This is a genomic window from Paenibacillus sp. JT22N15, from assembly GCF_059383755.1.
In genome coordinates, this window is the sequence record NZ_JBXENV010000007.1 from 141,437 (window position 1) to 157,036 (window position 15,600).

19 protein-coding genes and 1 pseudogene are annotated in these 15,600 nt (G+C 49.7%); all 20 read left to right on the top strand.

Annotation, left to right across the window (positions count from 1 at the left end):
- Position 1 precedes the first annotated feature (1 nt).
- Entirely contained in the window at positions 2–181 is a 180-nt protein-coding gene (locus AC50X8_RS15490; protein ID WP_056028844.1) for a capping complex subunit for YIEGIA, read from the top strand.
- Between the two features lie 78 nt (positions 182–259).
- Positions 260–1,582, top strand: a complete 1,323-nt coding sequence (gene der / locus AC50X8_RS15495; RefSeq protein WP_056028842.1) for a ribosome biogenesis GTPase Der — start codon at positions 260–262, stop codon at positions 1,580–1,582.
- 12 nt (positions 1,583–1,594) lie between these two features.
- A complete protein-coding gene (gene plsY / locus AC50X8_RS15500) occupies positions 1,595–2,203 on the top strand; it encodes a glycerol-3-phosphate 1-O-acyltransferase PlsY (RefSeq protein ID WP_494858726.1) in 609 nt (202 codons plus the stop codon).
- Positions 2,204–2,210: 7 nt separating this feature from the next.
- The gene (locus AC50X8_RS15505; RefSeq protein WP_494880264.1) at positions 2,211–3,245 is read left to right on the top strand and encodes an NAD(P)H-dependent glycerol-3-phosphate dehydrogenase; all 1,035 of its coding nucleotides are present in this window, start codon (positions 2,211–2,213) and stop codon (positions 3,243–3,245) included.
- A 102-nt stretch (positions 3,246–3,347) separates the two neighbouring features.
- Complete coding sequence (locus AC50X8_RS15510) at positions 3,348–3,623, top strand: stage VI sporulation protein F (RefSeq protein WP_056028838.1); 276 nt, start codon at positions 3,348–3,350, stop codon at positions 3,621–3,623.
- A 151-nt stretch (positions 3,624–3,774) separates the two neighbouring features.
- Positions 3,775–3,954, top strand: a complete 180-nt coding sequence (locus tag AC50X8_RS15515; RefSeq protein ID WP_056028836.1) for a DUF2768 family protein — start codon at positions 3,775–3,777, stop codon at positions 3,952–3,954.
- 54 nt (positions 3,955–4,008) lie between these two features.
- Entirely contained in the window at positions 4,009–4,305 is a 297-nt protein-coding gene (locus tag AC50X8_RS15520; protein WP_046232022.1) for a 2Fe-2S iron-sulfur cluster-binding protein, read from the top strand.
- A 110-nt stretch (positions 4,306–4,415) separates the two neighbouring features.
- Positions 4,416–5,033 carry a nucleotidyltransferase family protein gene (locus AC50X8_RS15525; RefSeq protein WP_056028832.1) on the top strand — a complete coding sequence of 206 codons (618 nt, stop codon included), beginning with the start codon at positions 4,416–4,418 and terminating at the stop codon, positions 5,031–5,033.
- The gene (locus AC50X8_RS15530; protein WP_099519924.1) at positions 5,030–5,374 is read left to right on the top strand and encodes a 2Fe-2S iron-sulfur cluster-binding protein; all 345 of its coding nucleotides are present in this window, start codon (positions 5,030–5,032) and stop codon (positions 5,372–5,374) included. The genes AC50X8_RS15525 and AC50X8_RS15530 overlap by 4 nt, the downstream gene beginning before the upstream one ends.
- A 28-nt stretch (positions 5,375–5,402) precedes the next feature.
- Positions 5,403–6,161, top strand: a complete 759-nt coding sequence (locus AC50X8_RS15535; protein WP_494880266.1) for a YphF family lipoprotein — start codon at positions 5,403–5,405, stop codon at positions 6,159–6,161.
- A 305-nt stretch (positions 6,162–6,466) separates the two neighbouring features.
- Positions 6,467–7,945 (top strand): stage IV sporulation protein A, encoded by a 1,479-nt coding sequence (gene spoIVA, locus AC50X8_RS15540; RefSeq protein WP_056028826.1) that lies wholly within the window; start codon positions 6,467–6,469, stop codon positions 7,943–7,945.
- Positions 7,946–8,224: 279 nt separating this feature from the next.
- Positions 8,225–9,349, top strand: coding sequence for a sugar ABC transporter substrate-binding protein (locus AC50X8_RS15545; protein WP_494858731.1), 1,125 nt, complete (start codon positions 8,225–8,227; stop codon positions 9,347–9,349).
- Between the two features lie 49 nt (positions 9,350–9,398).
- Positions 9,399–10,913 (top strand): sugar ABC transporter ATP-binding protein, encoded by a 1,515-nt coding sequence (locus AC50X8_RS15550; RefSeq protein ID WP_494880268.1) that lies wholly within the window; start codon positions 9,399–9,401, stop codon positions 10,911–10,913.
- Positions 10,913–11,899, top strand: coding sequence for an ABC transporter permease (locus AC50X8_RS15555; RefSeq protein WP_494858735.1), 987 nt, complete (start codon positions 10,913–10,915; stop codon positions 11,897–11,899). Before AC50X8_RS15550 ends, AC50X8_RS15555 begins: the two co-directional genes overlap by 1 nt.
- Positions 11,900–12,046: 147 nt before the next feature.
- Positions 12,047–12,358: an HU family DNA-binding protein gene (locus AC50X8_RS15560; RefSeq protein ID WP_074904845.1), complete on the top strand. Its 312-nt coding sequence runs from the start codon at positions 12,047–12,049 to the stop codon at positions 12,356–12,358.
- A gap of 72 nt (positions 12,359–12,430) precedes the next feature.
- Positions 12,431–12,583: pseudogene (locus tag AC50X8_RS15565) on the top strand (transposase); the annotation flags it as partial.
- A 6-nt stretch (positions 12,584–12,589) separates the two neighbouring features.
- Positions 12,590–13,165, top strand: a complete 576-nt coding sequence (locus tag AC50X8_RS15570) for an RNA-guided endonuclease TnpB family protein (protein ID WP_081418560.1) — start codon at positions 12,590–12,592, stop codon at positions 13,163–13,165.
- Positions 13,166–13,344: 179 nt separating this feature from the next.
- Positions 13,345–13,566: a trp RNA-binding attenuation protein MtrB gene (mtrB, locus tag AC50X8_RS15575; RefSeq protein ID WP_046232031.1), complete on the top strand. Its 222-nt coding sequence runs from the start codon at positions 13,345–13,347 to the stop codon at positions 13,564–13,566.
- A 398-nt stretch (positions 13,567–13,964) separates the two neighbouring features.
- Complete coding sequence (locus tag AC50X8_RS15580) at positions 13,965–14,588, top strand: hypothetical protein (RefSeq protein ID WP_494880271.1); 624 nt, start codon at positions 13,965–13,967, stop codon at positions 14,586–14,588.
- A 142-nt stretch (positions 14,589–14,730) separates the two neighbouring features.
- A complete protein-coding gene (locus tag AC50X8_RS15585; protein WP_056028808.1) occupies positions 14,731–15,600 on the top strand; it encodes a heptaprenyl diphosphate synthase component 1 in 870 nt (289 codons plus the stop codon).

Genomic DNA, 15,600 nt, shown 5'->3' on the forward strand with positions numbered 1-15,600 from the left:
CATGGCGAATATTGTTGCAGTCGTTTCGAGCAACCGGGATGTCGCAGGAGGCGGTGCACCGATCTTTTTTGCAGACAATGAACAGGAACTGGAGCAGACAGCTTTTCTGCTGGAGAAGATTTTGAATGCCAATGCCCATAATCTAAAAAATGGCGTCATTATCCTCGTTAATCACCTTTAACATGAAAAGTTAGCCAAGGCGGCTGTTTTTTGCTATGATGGTAAGCGTGAGAATTACTGAAGGAGTGAATCGATAACTATGGCAAGACCTGTTATCGCCATCGTCGGGCGCCCGAATGTGGGTAAGTCTACCATATTTAATCGGATAGTCGGCGACAGGCTGGCAATTGTAGAAGATAAGCCGGGGGTTACGAGGGATCGGCTGTACGGCACCGGAGAATGGAATGGCATAGCCTTTAATATTGTAGATACAGGCGGCATTGAAATTGATGGTGAAGATGAAATTATGAAATCGGTTCGGATGCAAGCCGAGCTGGCAATTGAAGAGGCAGATGTCATTATTTTTATGGCAGATGCGAAAGCGGGCCTCACCCATTCGGATGAGGAAGTGGGACAAATGCTGTTTCGCTCCCGCAAGCCTATCGTACTCGCTATTAACAAGGTAGACAATGCGGGACGTATGGACGAGGTATACGAGTTTTATGGCTTAGGCTTTGGCGAACCGATTGCCATTTCCGGTTCCCACGGCATGGGCATTGGCGATTTGCTGGATGCTGCCGTATCGAAGCTGCCAGAAATCGAAGATGTTGAATACGAGGAAGATGTTATTCGCGTTGCGTTGATTGGACGTCCAAACGTTGGCAAATCCTCGCTTGTAAATGCGCTGCTTGGCGAAGAACGCGTGATCGTCAGCAATGTAGCAGGTACAACTCGCGACGCTATTGATACGCCTTTCGAGCGCGATGGACAGAAGTACGTGCTGATCGACACGGCTGGTATGCGCAAGCGCGGCAAAGTGTACGAATCCACGGAAAAATACAGCGTTATGCGTGCGATGAAAGCAATTGAACGCGCTGACGTTGCCCTCATCCTAATTAATGGCGAGGAAGGCATTATCGAGCAGGACAAGCATATTGCAGGCTATGCGCACGAAGCGGGCAAAGCATCTATTTTTGTCGTCAACAAATGGGATGTCGTCGAGAAGGACGAGAAAACGATGCAAGCTTTCTCCCAGACGATTCGCGACCACTTCCTGTTTATGTCGTATGCGCCGATCGTTTATTTATCCGCGCTTACGAAGTCCCGTCTGCATAAGCTGCTGCCTGTCGTGAATCACGTTTCGGAGCAGCATGCTTTGCGTATTCAGACGCATTTGCTGAATGATATTGTTGGAGATGCGGTTGCTTACAACCCGCCGCCAACCGACAAAGGCAAACGTCTGAAAATCAACTATGTGACACAAGTGGCGACAAAACCGCCGACGATTGTCATTTTCGTCAATGAGCCAGAGATGATGCATTTCTCATATGAGCGTTATTTGGAAAATAAAATACGGGCAGCGTTTAATTTCGAAGGCACGCCGCTACGGTTATTTACACGTCGCAAGTCAGACGAGGATTAGGGGAGAAGAGGCGTGCTGTACTCAGCCATTGCAGTTATTATCAGTTATTTATTAGGTTCCGTTTCATTCAGCATCGTCATCGCGAAATGGCTGAAAGGCATTGACATTCGCGAGCATGGCAGCGGCAATGCCGGGGCGACGAATACGATTCGCGTGCTTGGTAAAGGGCCGGGTATTACGGTCTTTTTGCTGGATATTGCAAAAGGGGTAGTAGCTGTACTGCTGGGAGAGTGGCTCAGCGGAGGCGACGCGGCAAGCTGGACGCCTGCTTTATGCGGCCTTGCAGCTATTATTGGCCATAACTGGCCGATTTGGTTTCGTTTTAAAGGCGGCAAAGGCATCGCGACAACCGTTGGTGTCATTTTAACGCTTGCTTTCTTGCCAGCGCTGCTTGCGGGTATCGTCGCTATACTTGCTATTGCCATTACGCGCTTCGTATCGCTTGGTTCCTTGCTGTTCGCAGCATTGACGCCGATCTTTATTGCTTTGTTTACTAGCTCTTTGCCGCTGCTTTGCGCGAGCCTTGTATTATGCGTATTCGCGTTTGTTCGTCATAAGGCGAATATTGTGAAGCTGTTTAAGGGAACGGAGAACAAGCTTGGCGCAAAGAAAGGAATGTGAGTCCAATATGGCAAAAGCAAAGACCGAACAAGCGCGCCGCGCTGCGGTGCTTGTAGCGGGAAGCTGGGGAACAGCGCTTGCCTCCGTTCTGGCTCGCAACGGCTATGAGGTGCTGTTGTGGACGCGTAATGCGGAGCAGGCTAGCAGCATCAATGAAAGCCGCATGAATGCGAAATATTTGCCAGGCGTAACGCTACCGGAAGGCCTTAAGGCAACGACCGATTTGCAGGAAGCGCTCAGCGGAGCGGAGCTTGCCCTATTCGTTGCTCCATCCGGCGCCATGCGGGAAGTGGCGAAGCAGGCTGCTCCTTTTCTTGCAGCCGAGACGCTTTGCGTCCATGCGACGAAAGGCTTTGAAGCCGATACGCTGAAGCGGATGACGACGGTGCTTTCCGAAGAGCTAGGCCGTACAACTGAGCAAATTGTGGTGCTGTCTGGCCCAAGCCATGCGGAGGAAGTCATAAAACGCCAGCCTACAACCGTTGTTGTCGCTTCGGCGGACATGAAAGCTGCCGAGCAAGCACAGGATGCTTTCATGAGCTCCGATTTTCGCGTATATACGAATCCGGATGTCGTAGGCGTTGAAGTAGCTGGCGCGATTAAAAATATTATCGCGCTCGGTGCTGGCTTATCCGACGGGCTCGGCTTCGGCGATAACGCCAAAGCGGCACTGCTGACGCGAGGCCTTGCAGAGATTGGACGCTTAGGCGCTGCCATGGGCGCCAATCCGCTCACCTTCGCTGGGCTTGCCGGCGTTGGCGATCTGGTCGTTACTTGTACGAGCCAGCACAGCCGCAACTGGCGTGCGGGGCATATGCTGGCGGATGGTACGCCGCTTGGCGAGGTGCTCACCAAGATGGGCATGGTCGTTGAAGGCGTGCGTACGACGCGTGCCGCGTTTGAGCTGGCGAAGCGCTATGAGGTTGAAATGCCGATTACCGCGCAATTGTATAAGGTGCTGTTTGAGGAGTTTTCGCCAAAAGCAGCCGTTGAGCATCTTATGGGCCGGTTAAAAACCCATGAGATTGAAAGCATCGGCTAAGACAGGCGCCTACACCAAACGATTTCCTTGCTCATATGATATCCCATCGGAGCTAAAGCTTAAGAGCAACGAGCTGAAGCGATTGCGATGGGAGGTTAGTGCATGGGAAAAAATATTTCAAAAGACGTGCTCGGCGCAATCAATAAAAAAACGGGCAAAAATATTTCCGAAAACTCGGTCAAGAAGCTGGCCAGCGGTGTAACGGATTCGACAATGCAGAACGAAGCCGAACTACGCAAGCTGATCAAGCAAGTGGCAGAGATGGCGAAGGTGCCTGTTGCGGAATCGACTATAAACGATATTGTCAAAGCCGTTAAGGCGACCGGCATGAATATGGGCAGCATGGAATCGCTTGTCAAAATGATGATCAAGAAGTAACAAATCCTTATATTTGGGCAAAAGCGCAAAGCTTTGCTGCAGCGGAGCGATTCCGCAGCGGCAATTTTGCGCCTTTTGTCCTTTTTTGCAGTCAATGATATAATATGGATTGCATTTATTATATTGGTGAAGAGTGGGAGAAGAGTCGACTATGGATGCTATGATGAAAATGTGGGTTTCGCTGATCGGCATCGGCTTAATGGCCATTTCGGCGGTTATCATTACATTTGCCCGGATTAAGACGAAGGGGATCGTCAAATTTATTTTATCGCTGATTGCTTTTGTTTTGCTGGTCATTGGTTTTATTTGCGGAGTTATTTCCATTATTTAACGGTTATACGAGGGGCATACATACATCCAGATAGAGAAGGGGACGGTTGCGTTTATGATTGAGCTTACGGGGAGAACGAAAACAGCGATTGTAGAAGCGGAGGACGGGCTGTCGCTGCTGGATTTGGCCATGAAGCATAATGTGGATTTTGCTTTCTCTTGCACGCGGGGCACCTGCGCCCGTTGTCGCTGTCAAGTGATCGAAGGGGCTAGCGGGCTTGAAGGGATAACGGATCAGGAATGGGATCGTATGGACCCGGAAGAGTTTGAAGAAGGCTATCGCCTTGCTTGCCAGGCAATTGTAAAGTCGGTTGATGTGACCATTAAAGCGGTTAACAAGCCTTATTTTTAAAATATAAGCATTTATAAGTTTCACCACCTCGTCATTTGCTGCTTTAACGGGTAGTTGGAGTTGATAGAGTAGAGTGCGCCGCCATTAATTTGATGAAGGAAGTGCAAGTGATGAGCATTAGAGGACAAATCGAGCAAGCGTTAACCTCCATTGCCCAGCTGACAGCCGGAAGCGGTGCTCCTTGGATCGTTGGGGGCAGCGCAGGGCTTATGCTGAGAGGCACGGCGCTGAACAGCGAACCTAGAGATTTGGATTTATACACCGATGAGGCTGACGTCGCTCGTCTTCATGCCTTGCTGCAGCCTTTTTCCACAGATATGCCTGTATTGGATGAGACGGGTATTTACCGTTCCAGGCTGAGCCACTATCTCATCGACGGGGTACCCGTTGAGCTTGTAGGCGGATTTGTTGTGCGAGCACACGACAGCTGCTACGAGACGCAGGTGCGTTCGCTGCTGCTGCCTTACGCAGAGCAGATAAAGGTTGGCAGAGGCGGCTCTGCACCCGCTGCGACCGTGTCTGTTGTGCCGCTGGCCCATGAGCTATGGTTTAATGTGCTTCGTGATCGTCCAGATCGTTATGAACTGATTATTGAAGCGTATTGCGAGGATGAAGCCCGCCATAAACCAGCGCTAGAGCAATTGGAAAGCTGCAATCAGCTCAGTGCAGCGCTGAAAGCGGAAGTGCGCCGCTGGATTGCGGAGCAGCGGGTAGGGCAGCTGATATGAGCGCCGAGGTGACGTTTCTGCCTGCTGGCAAAACCATTAAGGTGCGCCCTGGTACAACGCTGCTGGACGCTGCAAGACAAGCGGGTATTGCGGTAAGAACGCGCTGCGATGGCAATGCCGCTTGCTTTATGTGCAAAATGGAAGTAAAGCCAGGCAGCGAGCTGATGCCAATCGGTGATGTAGAACGGCGCAAGCTTGCAGGCATGGAAGACGGCATACGGCTGTCTTGCCAGGCGCGTGTGAAAGGCAAGGTGCAGGCCGAAATTCCGATGGACCCGCTGCGCGCAGCGGTGCTTAGGCAGCTGGCAAAACAGGCCGAGGAAGATGATAAGCTTTGGTAAGGCTGGAGAGATAGGGGGACGCGTTAAAATGTTTAATTTCGTGCTTGCGCATCCAGTTAGCCGCGGGCTATGGGCGCGGAGGGCAGCGCTGCTGGCAGCTGCCGCCGTGCTGCTGGTGTTAACTGGATGCATGTATCCGAATGATCGCCTATCGCAAAATCAAGGCGCTCCGAAAGAGGCGGTCCGCAATGTACAGGCCGCAATTGATGAGTATAAGGCAGATACGGGTGTACTGCCAATTAAGAATAGCACGCCTGAAACGCCGTTATATGAGAAGTTCATCCTTGATTTCGTTCCGCTGCAAGGAAAAGGGTATTTGGGTGACATTCCGTCCGCGGCATTTGAGAAGGGCGGCAATTATTATTTTTTAATTACGGATGAAGAAACAGATCCTAAAGTTCGATTGATGGATTTGCGCATTTATCAGCAGATTAACGATATTTCGAGCTGGGTGCAGGCGTATTCCACTGCTAATGCGGGCAAGCTGCCGAAGGGCGACGAGGCTTACCCGGGCTTTTATTATGTGGATTACAATTTGCTTGGCAAAAAAGCGCCTACGATTGTCAGCAGCTACTCAGGCTTGACGATGGCGGCAATGCTGGACGAGAAAGGCCAGATTTATGCGGATTATGGCCCTGATCTCATGCAGGCGATCCAGAAGGATGGCGAAACGTCCTTCGCCGCCGATTTCGACCTGCGCAGGCTGTTGGTCGAGCGGGATGTATTTGTGCCAGTAAAGGCTCCCGTCTATAATTGGGTGGACGGGCAGCCGCAGGCGGTATCGTAAATTTCATATCAATTGATGTTCATAGGCTATGATTTTGGCATCCTCCAAGCTTGATTCCTCAAGAATCGGTTTGGAGGATTTTTTGCTGTATTGGCATACTGCAGCGGCATTTCTCATATAACTCAATCTTGGAAGGGCAAGAACGTGAAAGAAGCTTTAAAAGATTTCATAACAATCGTCATAATCGGAGAGTTGGAACAATAGGATATTACTAGTCCTAAAAGCTGTACGAGTTGCGTCGCTGGCCTGCCCTCTTGTCCGGTGGAAGGCGGCGAACCGGGAAATCAATTGGGAGGGGATATTCAGTGGAGAAAGTAGACATTTTCAAGGACATAGCCGAACGTACCGGTGGGGATATTTACCTCGGTGTTGTAGGGGCTGTCCGGACGGGCAAATCAACGTTCATTAAGCGGTTCATGGAAACGGTGGTGCTCCCTAACATTACGAGTGAGGCTGATCGTATACGAGCCGTAGACGAGCTGCCGCAAAGCGCCGCGGGCAAAACCATCATGACAACCGAGCCAAAATTTGTGCCAAACCAAGCGGTGCAATTGAAAGTAGCCGAAGGGCTGGAAGTAAATATACGGCTGGTCGATTGCGTCGGCTATGCGGTAGAAGGTGCGAAAGGCTATGAGGATGAAAATGGGCCGCGGATGATTACAACGCCGTGGTTCGATGATCCGATTCCTTTCCAGGAAGCAGCGGAAATCGGCACGCGCAAAGTCATCCAGGAGCACTCTACATTAGGCGTAGTCGTAACGACTGATGGTTCTATCGCAGAAATCCCGCGCAGCTCCTATGTAGAGGCCGAGGAGCGGGTCATCAGCGAGCTGAAGGAAGTAGGCAAGCCGTTTGTGCTGATTATTAATTCGACGCGTCCACGCAGCGAGGAAGCGCTGCAACTGCGCTCCGAGCTTCAAACGAAATATGATATTCCGGTCATTACGCTCAGCGTAGCAACGATGGGGGAAGAGGAAGTTATTTCGGTACTGCGCGAAGTGCTTTACGAGTTCCCTGTTCATGAAGTCAATGTGAATCTGCCAAGCTGGGTAATGGTACTTAATGAAAATCACTGGCTGCGCAGCAACTATGAAAACTCGGTCCGCGATACGGTAAAGGATATTCGCCGTTTACGGGATGTGGACCGGGTAGTCGCGCAGTTTATGGATTACGACTTTATCGCCCGGGCGGGACTCAGCGGCATGAATATGGGGCAGGGCGTAGCCGAGATCGACCTGTATGCGCCGGATGAGCTGTATGACCGGATTTTGATGGAAGTGGTCGGCGTAGAAATTCGCGGCAAAGATCATTTGCTTCAGCTAATGCAGGAATTTTCCCACGCGAAGCGGGAATATGACCGATTCGCCGAAGCGCTGGAAATGGTTAAGGCTACGGGCTACGGCATTGCAGCTCCGACGCTTGCAGAGATGGCGCTCGAGGAGCCGGAGCTCATTCGCCAAGGCTCAAGATTCGGCGTAAGGCTGAAAGCAACAGCTCCATCTATCCATATGATCCGCGTCGATGTGGAATCGGAATTTGCGCCGATTATAGGCTCGGAGAAGCAGACCGAAGAGCTCGTACGATATTTGATGCAGGATTTCGAGAGCGATCCCATCAAAATTTGGGAGTCCGACATTTTCGGCCGCTCGCTGCATTCGCTCGTAAGAGAAGGCATTCAGGGCAAAATTGCGATGATGCCGGACAACGCGCGTTACAAGCTTCAGGAAACGCTGGGCCGGATTATTAACGAGGGTTCCGGTGGCCTGATCGCCATAATTTTGTAAAGCATTCGGACATAGTTGAATACAGCCGCTGCTTGAAAGGCCTAACGGGCTTTCAAGCAGCGGCTGCTTTGCATTTGCGGCGGTTGGTGCTCGGGCAATTGCAGCTATTAAAATGAGGTTGCAATTTTTGAAAAGCGTTACTATAATGACAATTGTCGCGTCAAACGATTTTTTTCGACAATATACTAAATTCCGATTGACATAGTGGGATAAAATGATATGATTGCAAAGAAGCAATACACTGATGATAGAGACATGAGATGGGGAGAGGGAAAGAACATGAAACAATGGGGTAAGCTTTCGTTAACAATTTTTCTAGCTGCAGTACTGCTGGTAATATCGGCTTGCGGAGCGGCAAAAAACAATGCGCCGGCAGGTGAAGCATCGGCCTCGCCGACAGCATCAGCTGAAGCTACAGCAGACAATGCAGCTGGCGGAAGCAGCGATTTGGCAGCATTAAAGGGTAAAAAACTTGCGCTTGTTATGCAATTTAATACAGGAACCTTTTCATCTCAATATGTAGAAGGGGTGAAAGAGCAAGCTCAAAAATTTGGCGGAGAAGTAACGGTTTTCGCATCCGACAATGACTTGGCGAAAATGTCCTCTAACCTTGATGCAGCAATCAACCAAGGCTTTGACGGCATTTTGATTGACCATGGACAAGCTGCGGCGCTCGAAGCGGGAATTAAAAGAGCGAAAGAGCAAGGCATTTCTGTTGTCGTATTCGATGCAGATGTGAAAGTGGATGGCGTGCCTGTATTGCAGCAGGATGACCAGAAAATGGCTGAAATTACGCTGGAGCAGCTCGCTAAAGATGCTGGCAGCAAAGGCAATATCGTTAAAGTATGGGTAGCAGGCTTTGCGCCAATGGAGCGCCGCCAAGTGGCCTACAAGCAGTTCCAAGAGAAATATCCTGACATTAAAGAAATTGCCGCTTTCGGTAATGCCAACAACCCGGCGCTTGATACGCAATCGCAGATGGAAGCCATTTTGCGCCAATACCCGAACAAAGGCGATATTACAGCAGTATGGGCGGCTTGGGATGAGTTTGCAAAAGGCGCTTCCCGTGCTATTCAGCAAGCTGGCCGTACAGAAATTAAAGTATACGGCATCGACATGAGCGATGAGGATCTGCAAATGATTCAAGACAAAACGAGCCCTTGGGTCGCTTCGGCAGCTGTTGATCCTAAAGATATCGGCCGCGTACAAGTTCGTATTTTGTACAAAGAATTCAAAGGCGATGCAAATGAGCCTTTAGTCGTTCTGGAGCCGGTATACGTTCACCGTGATGCGTTGCCAGAAGAGAAAGTCAGCACTACACAACTTTCCGAGCATGTAGAAGGCTGGGGAAGCAGCACACAAGGTTATGAGGATTGGATGAAAGATTTGGAAGCATTGAAATAAGGGCTTGCCCTAAGCAATATGCACATGCAGGGATGGAGAGATGCAAACGATGAGTGCAAACAAACAATTGCAAATGAAGGGAATCCGGAAAGCTTTTTCCGGCATTCCCGCTCTCCGGAATGTTGATTTTATCTTGCAAAGCGGTGAGGTCCATGCGCTGCTTGGCGCCAATGGCGCGGGCAAAAGCACGCTGATGAAAATTTTATCAGGGGCCTACAGCCAGGATGAAGGAACCATCGTAATCGATGGACAGCAAGCTCATATCAGTTCGCCAGGGGATGCCAAGTCATTGGGCATCCATTGTGTTTATCAGGAGGTTGATACCGCACTGGTTGCACAGCTTAGCGTAGTGGAGAATGTCATGCTGGATCGCATTTCGGCGAAAGGAAGCAAGGCGTGGCTGAACTGGAGCAAGCTGGAGAAGGAGGCAGAGGAAACTCTGGCTCGTTTAGGTGCGCGTATTCCCGTTCGGAGGAAGGCAGGAGAGCTGACGCTTGCAGAAAAACAGCTCGTATTAATTGCGCGCTTGCTGACCGAGAAAGCCAAATATGTCATTTTTGATGAACCGACCGCCCCTTTGAGTTTGGAAGAAGCGGAGCGGTTATTCCGTGTTATTGCCCAGCTTAAGTCAGAAGGTATCGGCATCGTATTCATTTCCCACCGCTTGCCGGAAATATTCCAAATTTGCGATCGTGTAACCGTTATGCGTGATGGAGAGAGGATCGTTACCGAGGCTGCAGCCGCCATGACGATGCAGGACGTCGTCCACGCCATGCTCGGACGAGTGTTCGAGGAGGAGTATCCGAAGCTGGATGCGACAATTGGGAAGCCGCTCCTGAACGTAAACGGCATTCAGCGGGGACATCAGGTTAAGGATGTCAGCTTTGATGTGAAGAGCGGTGAAATCGTTGCGATAGTCGGCCTTGTAGGGGCGGGAAAAACGGAGCTTTCCCGTCTGCTGTTTGGTGCAGACAAAGCGGATGGCGGTACGGTAAGCGTAAATGGACAGGCCGTCAATCTGGCTTCGCCAGCGGATGCGTTTAAAGGCGGGCTTGTGCTTGTGCCGGAGGAGCGCCGCAAGCAGGGGATTTTGGTAGAGGAATCGGTTAAAAACAATCTCAGCTTGCCGATTTTGGGTGTGCTATCCAAGCTCGGCTTTTTGTCAGGGAAACGCGAGACGAATAATGCTGAAGCTGTAATTGGGCGGCTTGGCGTCAAAACCTCCTCGCCAGAGCAGAAGGTCGCGCATTTGAGCGGGGGGAACCAGCAGAAGGTGTCCATTGGCAAATGGCTGCCTACCGGCGCAAGCGTGTATTTGTTTGATGAGCCGACAAAAGGTGTAGACATTGGCGCCAAAAGCGACATTTTCAAAATAATCGGAACACTCGCAACCCAAGGAAAAGCTATTGTATATTTGACCTGTGAATTTGCCGAGGCGATCGGGATTGCCGACCGGATTATGGTCATGTGCGACGGGAAGCTCGTCAAGCAGTTTGGACGCGGTGAAGCGACGCAGGAGAAGCTGATGCTATATGCCAGCGGTGGAAAGGATGAAACGGTGTAATGGAGAAGTTTTCAAGCTTTTTATTTAAATATGGCTCGCTCATCGTTATTGCAATTGTCATCTTATTTTTCTCATTATGGGATGAGCATTTTTTCACTTATGCCAATCTTTCTGATATTTTGCGTTCGATTTCTATCGTGACCTTTGTTGCGATTGGCGTAACCTTTTCGCTGACAGTAGACGGCTTTGACTTGTCGGTAGGCTCGACGGTGTCGCTGACGACGGTTGTAACCGCCGCTATGATGGTGTGGTTTGAGCAGCCGCTTGTTGTTGTGCTTATCGTGGCAATCGCGATCGGCGCCTTGGTAGGGCTGCTTAACGCGCTGCTCATCGTGCGCATCCGGATTCCGGATCTGCTCGCTACGCTTGCTGTGATGTACATTGTTGCCGGCATTCACAAAACGTATACGAAGGGCTACTCGATCTACAACAATATGCCGATGCCTGACGGCTCGACTGCGCCAGGCGTTTTCAACAGCTCGTTCCTATGGCTGGGGCAAGGCAAAATCGGCCAAATTCCGGTGCCTGTTATTTTGATGGTCATCGCTGTTATAGTCGTCCATCTGTTTTTCAAATACAGCAAATGGGGACGTCAAATGCAAACGACAGGCGGCAATGAAGAAGCAGCACGCTTGTCCGGCATCCGCGTTCGCCGCATTCGTACAGCCGCCTATGTGGCTTCAGGGGTCTTTGCTGCGATTGGCGGGGTATTGTTTGCCGCACGTGTTGGAACCGGGCAAATTGACGCTGGAGCGCCTATGATGATGGAGGCCGTCGCGGCCGTATTTGTTGGATATTCCGTGTTTGGCGCGGGCAAGCCGAATGTGATTGGTACTTTTTTTGGAGCGCTGCTGATCGGGGTGCTATTGAACGGTTTGACGATGATGAAGGTGCAGTATTATTCCAATGATATTATTAAAGGTGTCGTGCTCGTTTTGGCGCTCGCCGTTACGTTCATTCATCTGAACAAACGCCGAAATGGCTAGCTGATTTTAATGAGAATCGTGAAAAAATGCTGAAACACGCTGAAATACTTGAAATTGCTAAACGGCTGTATTACTATAGGTTTGGTAAATGCATAGAAAACTATGGCATGTATATTTTTAGGTAATTCCGTTAATAAGAGGGATAAGATGACTCTTCATTTGCCTAATAGGGAGGTGAAACGAATGAATAAAACGGATTTGATCAACAAGGTTGCTGAATTATCCGATCTGTCCAAGAAAGATGCGACTAAAGCAGTTGATGCTGTATTTGATGCCATTTCTGATGCGCTTCAAGGCGGCGACAAAGTCCAACTTGTTGGCTTTGGCAACTTCGAGGTTCGCGAGCGTCAAGCTCGTAAAGGACGCAATCCGCAAACCGGTTTGGAAATTGATATTCCGGCTAGCAAAATCCCGGCTTTCAAGCCAGGCAAATCGCTTAAGGATCTCGTATCCAACTAACAGCAGCATTCGTTAAATCGGCGTCCGGACGTTAGCGTTCGGGCGCTTTTTAACTGTTAGTAGTCAGAATTATCACCTAGGCTTATTAAGAAAGAATTTCCTATCCTCCGAGAATCGCTATGGAAAGAGCATTTTTGGTCACGTTCCTATTGCTTGCTTACAACGGGTGAAGCGCCAATAGACGAAATCAAAACATACATCGAAAACCAAGGCATGAATGGATGATCGGAATTGCTGAAAGCCTACAAATACCGCATCTACCCAAGCCATGAGCAACAACAATATCTAGCTAAAGTATTCGGCTGTGTTCGCTTCATCTACAACAGAATGCTTGCAGATAAGATTGAACATTACAAGCAAACGGAAACGATGCTCAAAAATACACCAGCACAATACAAGCAAGAATTCGACTGGCTGAAAGTGGCCAAGCTACATGAAAAAATTAGCCATCAGCGTAAAGACTTCTTGCACAAAACGTCTGCCAAAATGATAAACGATAACCAAGTCATCGTGATGGAAGACTTATGTGTGAAGAACATGATGCAGAATCACAAGCTTGCAAAAGCGATAAGTGAAGTAGCTTGGAGCCTGTTCCGTTCGATGCTTGCATACAAGTCTGCATGGTATGGAAGAGAATTGATTGTTGCACCAAAGAACTACGCAAGTAGTCAGTTGTGTTCATGTTGCGGTTACAAACATGCAGAGGTGAAAAATCTTGCGTTGCGTGAATGGACATGCCCAAATTGTCATTCGCATCATGACAGAGACGTGAACGCTGCTCTAAACCTTTTGAAACTAGCCATGTAAATGGCATCTATTGGGTTAGGAATCTAGCCTGTAAGCTTGGGTAAACTTGGAGCAGTAGCTTCATTGACCAAGAAGCCACCACCTCTTAGGTGGTTGGTAGTTCACATAGATATGCGTTTATAAGTGTGACACTTATAAACGACCTGTCTATCAGAGAGGAACGATAAGGGGGATGGAGAATGGAGCCGACAAACAGCGATTTTATCGTCATTAAGGCGAAGGATCAAGGGGTACAGGTTATCGGGCTGACCCGCGGGCAAGATACGAAGTTTCATCACACCGAAAAGCTGGATCGCAACGAAGTGCTGATCGTACAATTCACGGATCATACTTCAGCCATTAAGGTGCGGGGAAAAGCGGTCATTATGACGAAGCATGGCCAAATAGAGACCGACCAATAGCGACCTGCCGCTCCCTTCTGCCTTGATGCAGGGCGGGAGTTTTTTTATGGCGGAAGCAGCCGCTCCAGGCATAGGCGGGACCAAATGTTTGTACAATGGGTATGAGGACATATTCGTGCGTACACACTTGGTATAAAAGGGTGTAAACGAGCTTTTGCCACTAAGATGGCAAAGCCGTTTACGCTTGAAATATAAGAATGAATGAGGCATGTCGCTCATCATAATGCTTATATTTCTTCGCGAAACGAGCTTTTGTCACTAAGTTGACAAAGCCGTTTACGCTTGAAATATAAGAATGAATGAGGCATGTCACTCATCATAATGCTTATATTTCTTCGCGAAACGAGCTTTTGTCACTAAGTTGACAAAGCCGTTTACGCTTGAAAGGGGCGGTAATATTGCGTATGGCTAGGCCTTATTTGCTGTCGCTGGTTTTTGTGCTTGCTGTAATGGCGGGACTTTCCCTGCTGCCGGATATGCGAAAATCCGAGTCGGGGACGGAAGTGGCTGTATTTCGGCCATCTGCTGCAACAAGGCTGACGAACAGCAATCTTGTTGATCTGCTGATTGGCTTACAGCTGGCTACGCCTATTTTACGGGTGGAGTGGGAGAATTCACTGCTTACGGTGGAGTTTAAAGTGAACGCAGCAAAAGGGCTGCCAGTCGAATGGACTCGCGATGTAGAGCAACTGCTGCGGCTTTCTTTTGTGAAGATGGAAAATGTGAACCGGGTGCTGATCCGCTACGCTGTGCCAGCAGATAAGGCCGCTTTGCCGAGCAATGCCGGCAAAGCAAGGGAAGGGCAATCTGAGCTTGCAGACAGCTCAGTGAAATCACGGCTGCTGCTTGCAGCGGATATTCGGCGCACAGACAGCTGGCTTGCAAGCCTTGGGGAGCTTGGCAGCGCTGATCCGCTGCATGATGAAATATGGCGGGAGAGGCTGCGCATGAGCAGCACATCGGAGTGGAAGAAATGGTATGGGCCGGTGCCTACTTATTCTACTAGACCTGCTGCGGAGTAAAGGTTAATGGCCTGCTCCGCCTTTCTGCTTGAAAAAATGCCAATCCTGTGGGCAGCTTCATATGCGTCTTACATAAAGTTGTGCTATAATAGTTTAGATTATTGAGCGGCAATATCTGCTTCTCTGTTCGGAGGCTTACCCCATGAAACCGTATCGTGTACCACAATTAGCGAAGAAGTACGTCGATTATGACATGATTCAAAACCATACGCAGCTTCCTGCTTTTCCCGATTCGCGTCTGCACCTGCTTCAAGCATTCCTTAGCGAAACCAGCTTCTATGCCGAGAAGGCCGAGCTATTTGCGCTCGTGCTGTCTTTATTGCAGCTAGGGCTGGATACGCATGATGAAATTGATGTAGAGGATGGAAGTCGCTCGGAGCGCGAAATGCGTTCAAGGCAGCTCAAGGTGCTGGCCGGCGATTATTTCAGCGGCCGATTCTATCAACTGCTCGCACAAGCAGGTGAAATAGCAATGATAGCCAAGATTAGCCAGGCGGTATGCGAAGTCAACGGGCTGAAAATAACCCTTTATTTACGTATGCAGCAGGCTGTCATGCAGGCTGACGATTATTTGAGCAGCATGGTGCAGCTGAAAAGCGGATTGTTTCTTGCCTTTCAGGATTTGCTGGAAGGTGCAGCGGCCCTTTATTGGACGGAGCTGCTCCACGCTTTAAGCCGCTGCGAGATTGTACTGGAGGAGCTTGCGCGCAGCAAGGTGCCTGCACTTTTTCACCAGAGCTGGGCTTACTGGCATGTTCTGCAGGTAGGTACGTTGGAAGAGCAACAAACGCTGGAAGGTCAGCAGATTGAGGCTGGTTTCATTAGCGGTCTTTATAACAAATATGATATTCATGCCAAGCTTGCTGCGCTGCTGCAGCAGGCTGTGGAAGATGTCCAGATGATTGCGGCCAAGCTGGAGTCAGACAAGCTGGTTCAGGAGCTGCAGCATATTACGGATGCAGTGCTTTACAAGATTGCGGGATTTGCTCCCGCTCTCAACGAGACGAGGTGA

Bases quoted from the DNA above. Each gene is read 5' to 3' on its own strand.
- AC50X8_RS15490 (WP_056028844.1), top strand. From the start codon at position 2: ATGGCGAATATTGTTGCAGTCGTTTCGAGCAACCGGGATGTCGCAGGA.
- der (WP_056028842.1), top strand. From the start codon at position 260: ATGGCAAGACCTGTTATCGCCATCGTCGGGCGCCCGAATGTGGGTAAG.
- AC50X8_RS15505 (WP_494880264.1), top strand. From the start codon at position 2,211: ATGGCAAAAGCAAAGACCGAACAAGCGCGCCGCGCTGCGGTGCTTGTA.
- AC50X8_RS15510 (WP_056028838.1), top strand. From the start codon at position 3,348: ATGGGAAAAAATATTTCAAAAGACGTGCTCGGCGCAATCAATAAAAAA.
- AC50X8_RS15515 (WP_056028836.1), top strand. From the start codon at position 3,775: ATGGATGCTATGATGAAAATGTGGGTTTCGCTGATCGGCATCGGCTTA.
- AC50X8_RS15520 (WP_046232022.1), top strand. From the start codon at position 4,009: ATGATTGAGCTTACGGGGAGAACGAAAACAGCGATTGTAGAAGCGGAG.
- AC50X8_RS15525 (WP_056028832.1), top strand. From the start codon at position 4,416: ATGAGCATTAGAGGACAAATCGAGCAAGCGTTAACCTCCATTGCCCAG.
- AC50X8_RS15530 (WP_099519924.1), top strand. From the start codon at position 5,030: ATGAGCGCCGAGGTGACGTTTCTGCCTGCTGGCAAAACCATTAAGGTG.
- AC50X8_RS15535 (WP_494880266.1), top strand. From the start codon at position 5,403: ATGTTTAATTTCGTGCTTGCGCATCCAGTTAGCCGCGGGCTATGGGCG.
- AC50X8_RS15545 (WP_494858731.1), top strand. From the start codon at position 8,225: ATGAAACAATGGGGTAAGCTTTCGTTAACAATTTTTCTAGCTGCAGTA.
- AC50X8_RS15550 (WP_494880268.1), top strand. From the start codon at position 9,399: ATGAGTGCAAACAAACAATTGCAAATGAAGGGAATCCGGAAAGCTTTT.
- AC50X8_RS15555 (WP_494858735.1), top strand. From the start codon at position 10,913: ATGGAGAAGTTTTCAAGCTTTTTATTTAAATATGGCTCGCTCATCGTT.
- AC50X8_RS15560 (WP_074904845.1), top strand. From the start codon at position 12,047: ATGACTCTTCATTTGCCTAATAGGGAGGTGAAACGAATGAATAAAACG.
- mtrB (WP_046232031.1), top strand. From the start codon at position 13,345: ATGGAGCCGACAAACAGCGATTTTATCGTCATTAAGGCGAAGGATCAA.
- AC50X8_RS15585 (WP_056028808.1), top strand. From the start codon at position 14,731: ATGAAACCGTATCGTGTACCACAATTAGCGAAGAAGTACGTCGATTAT.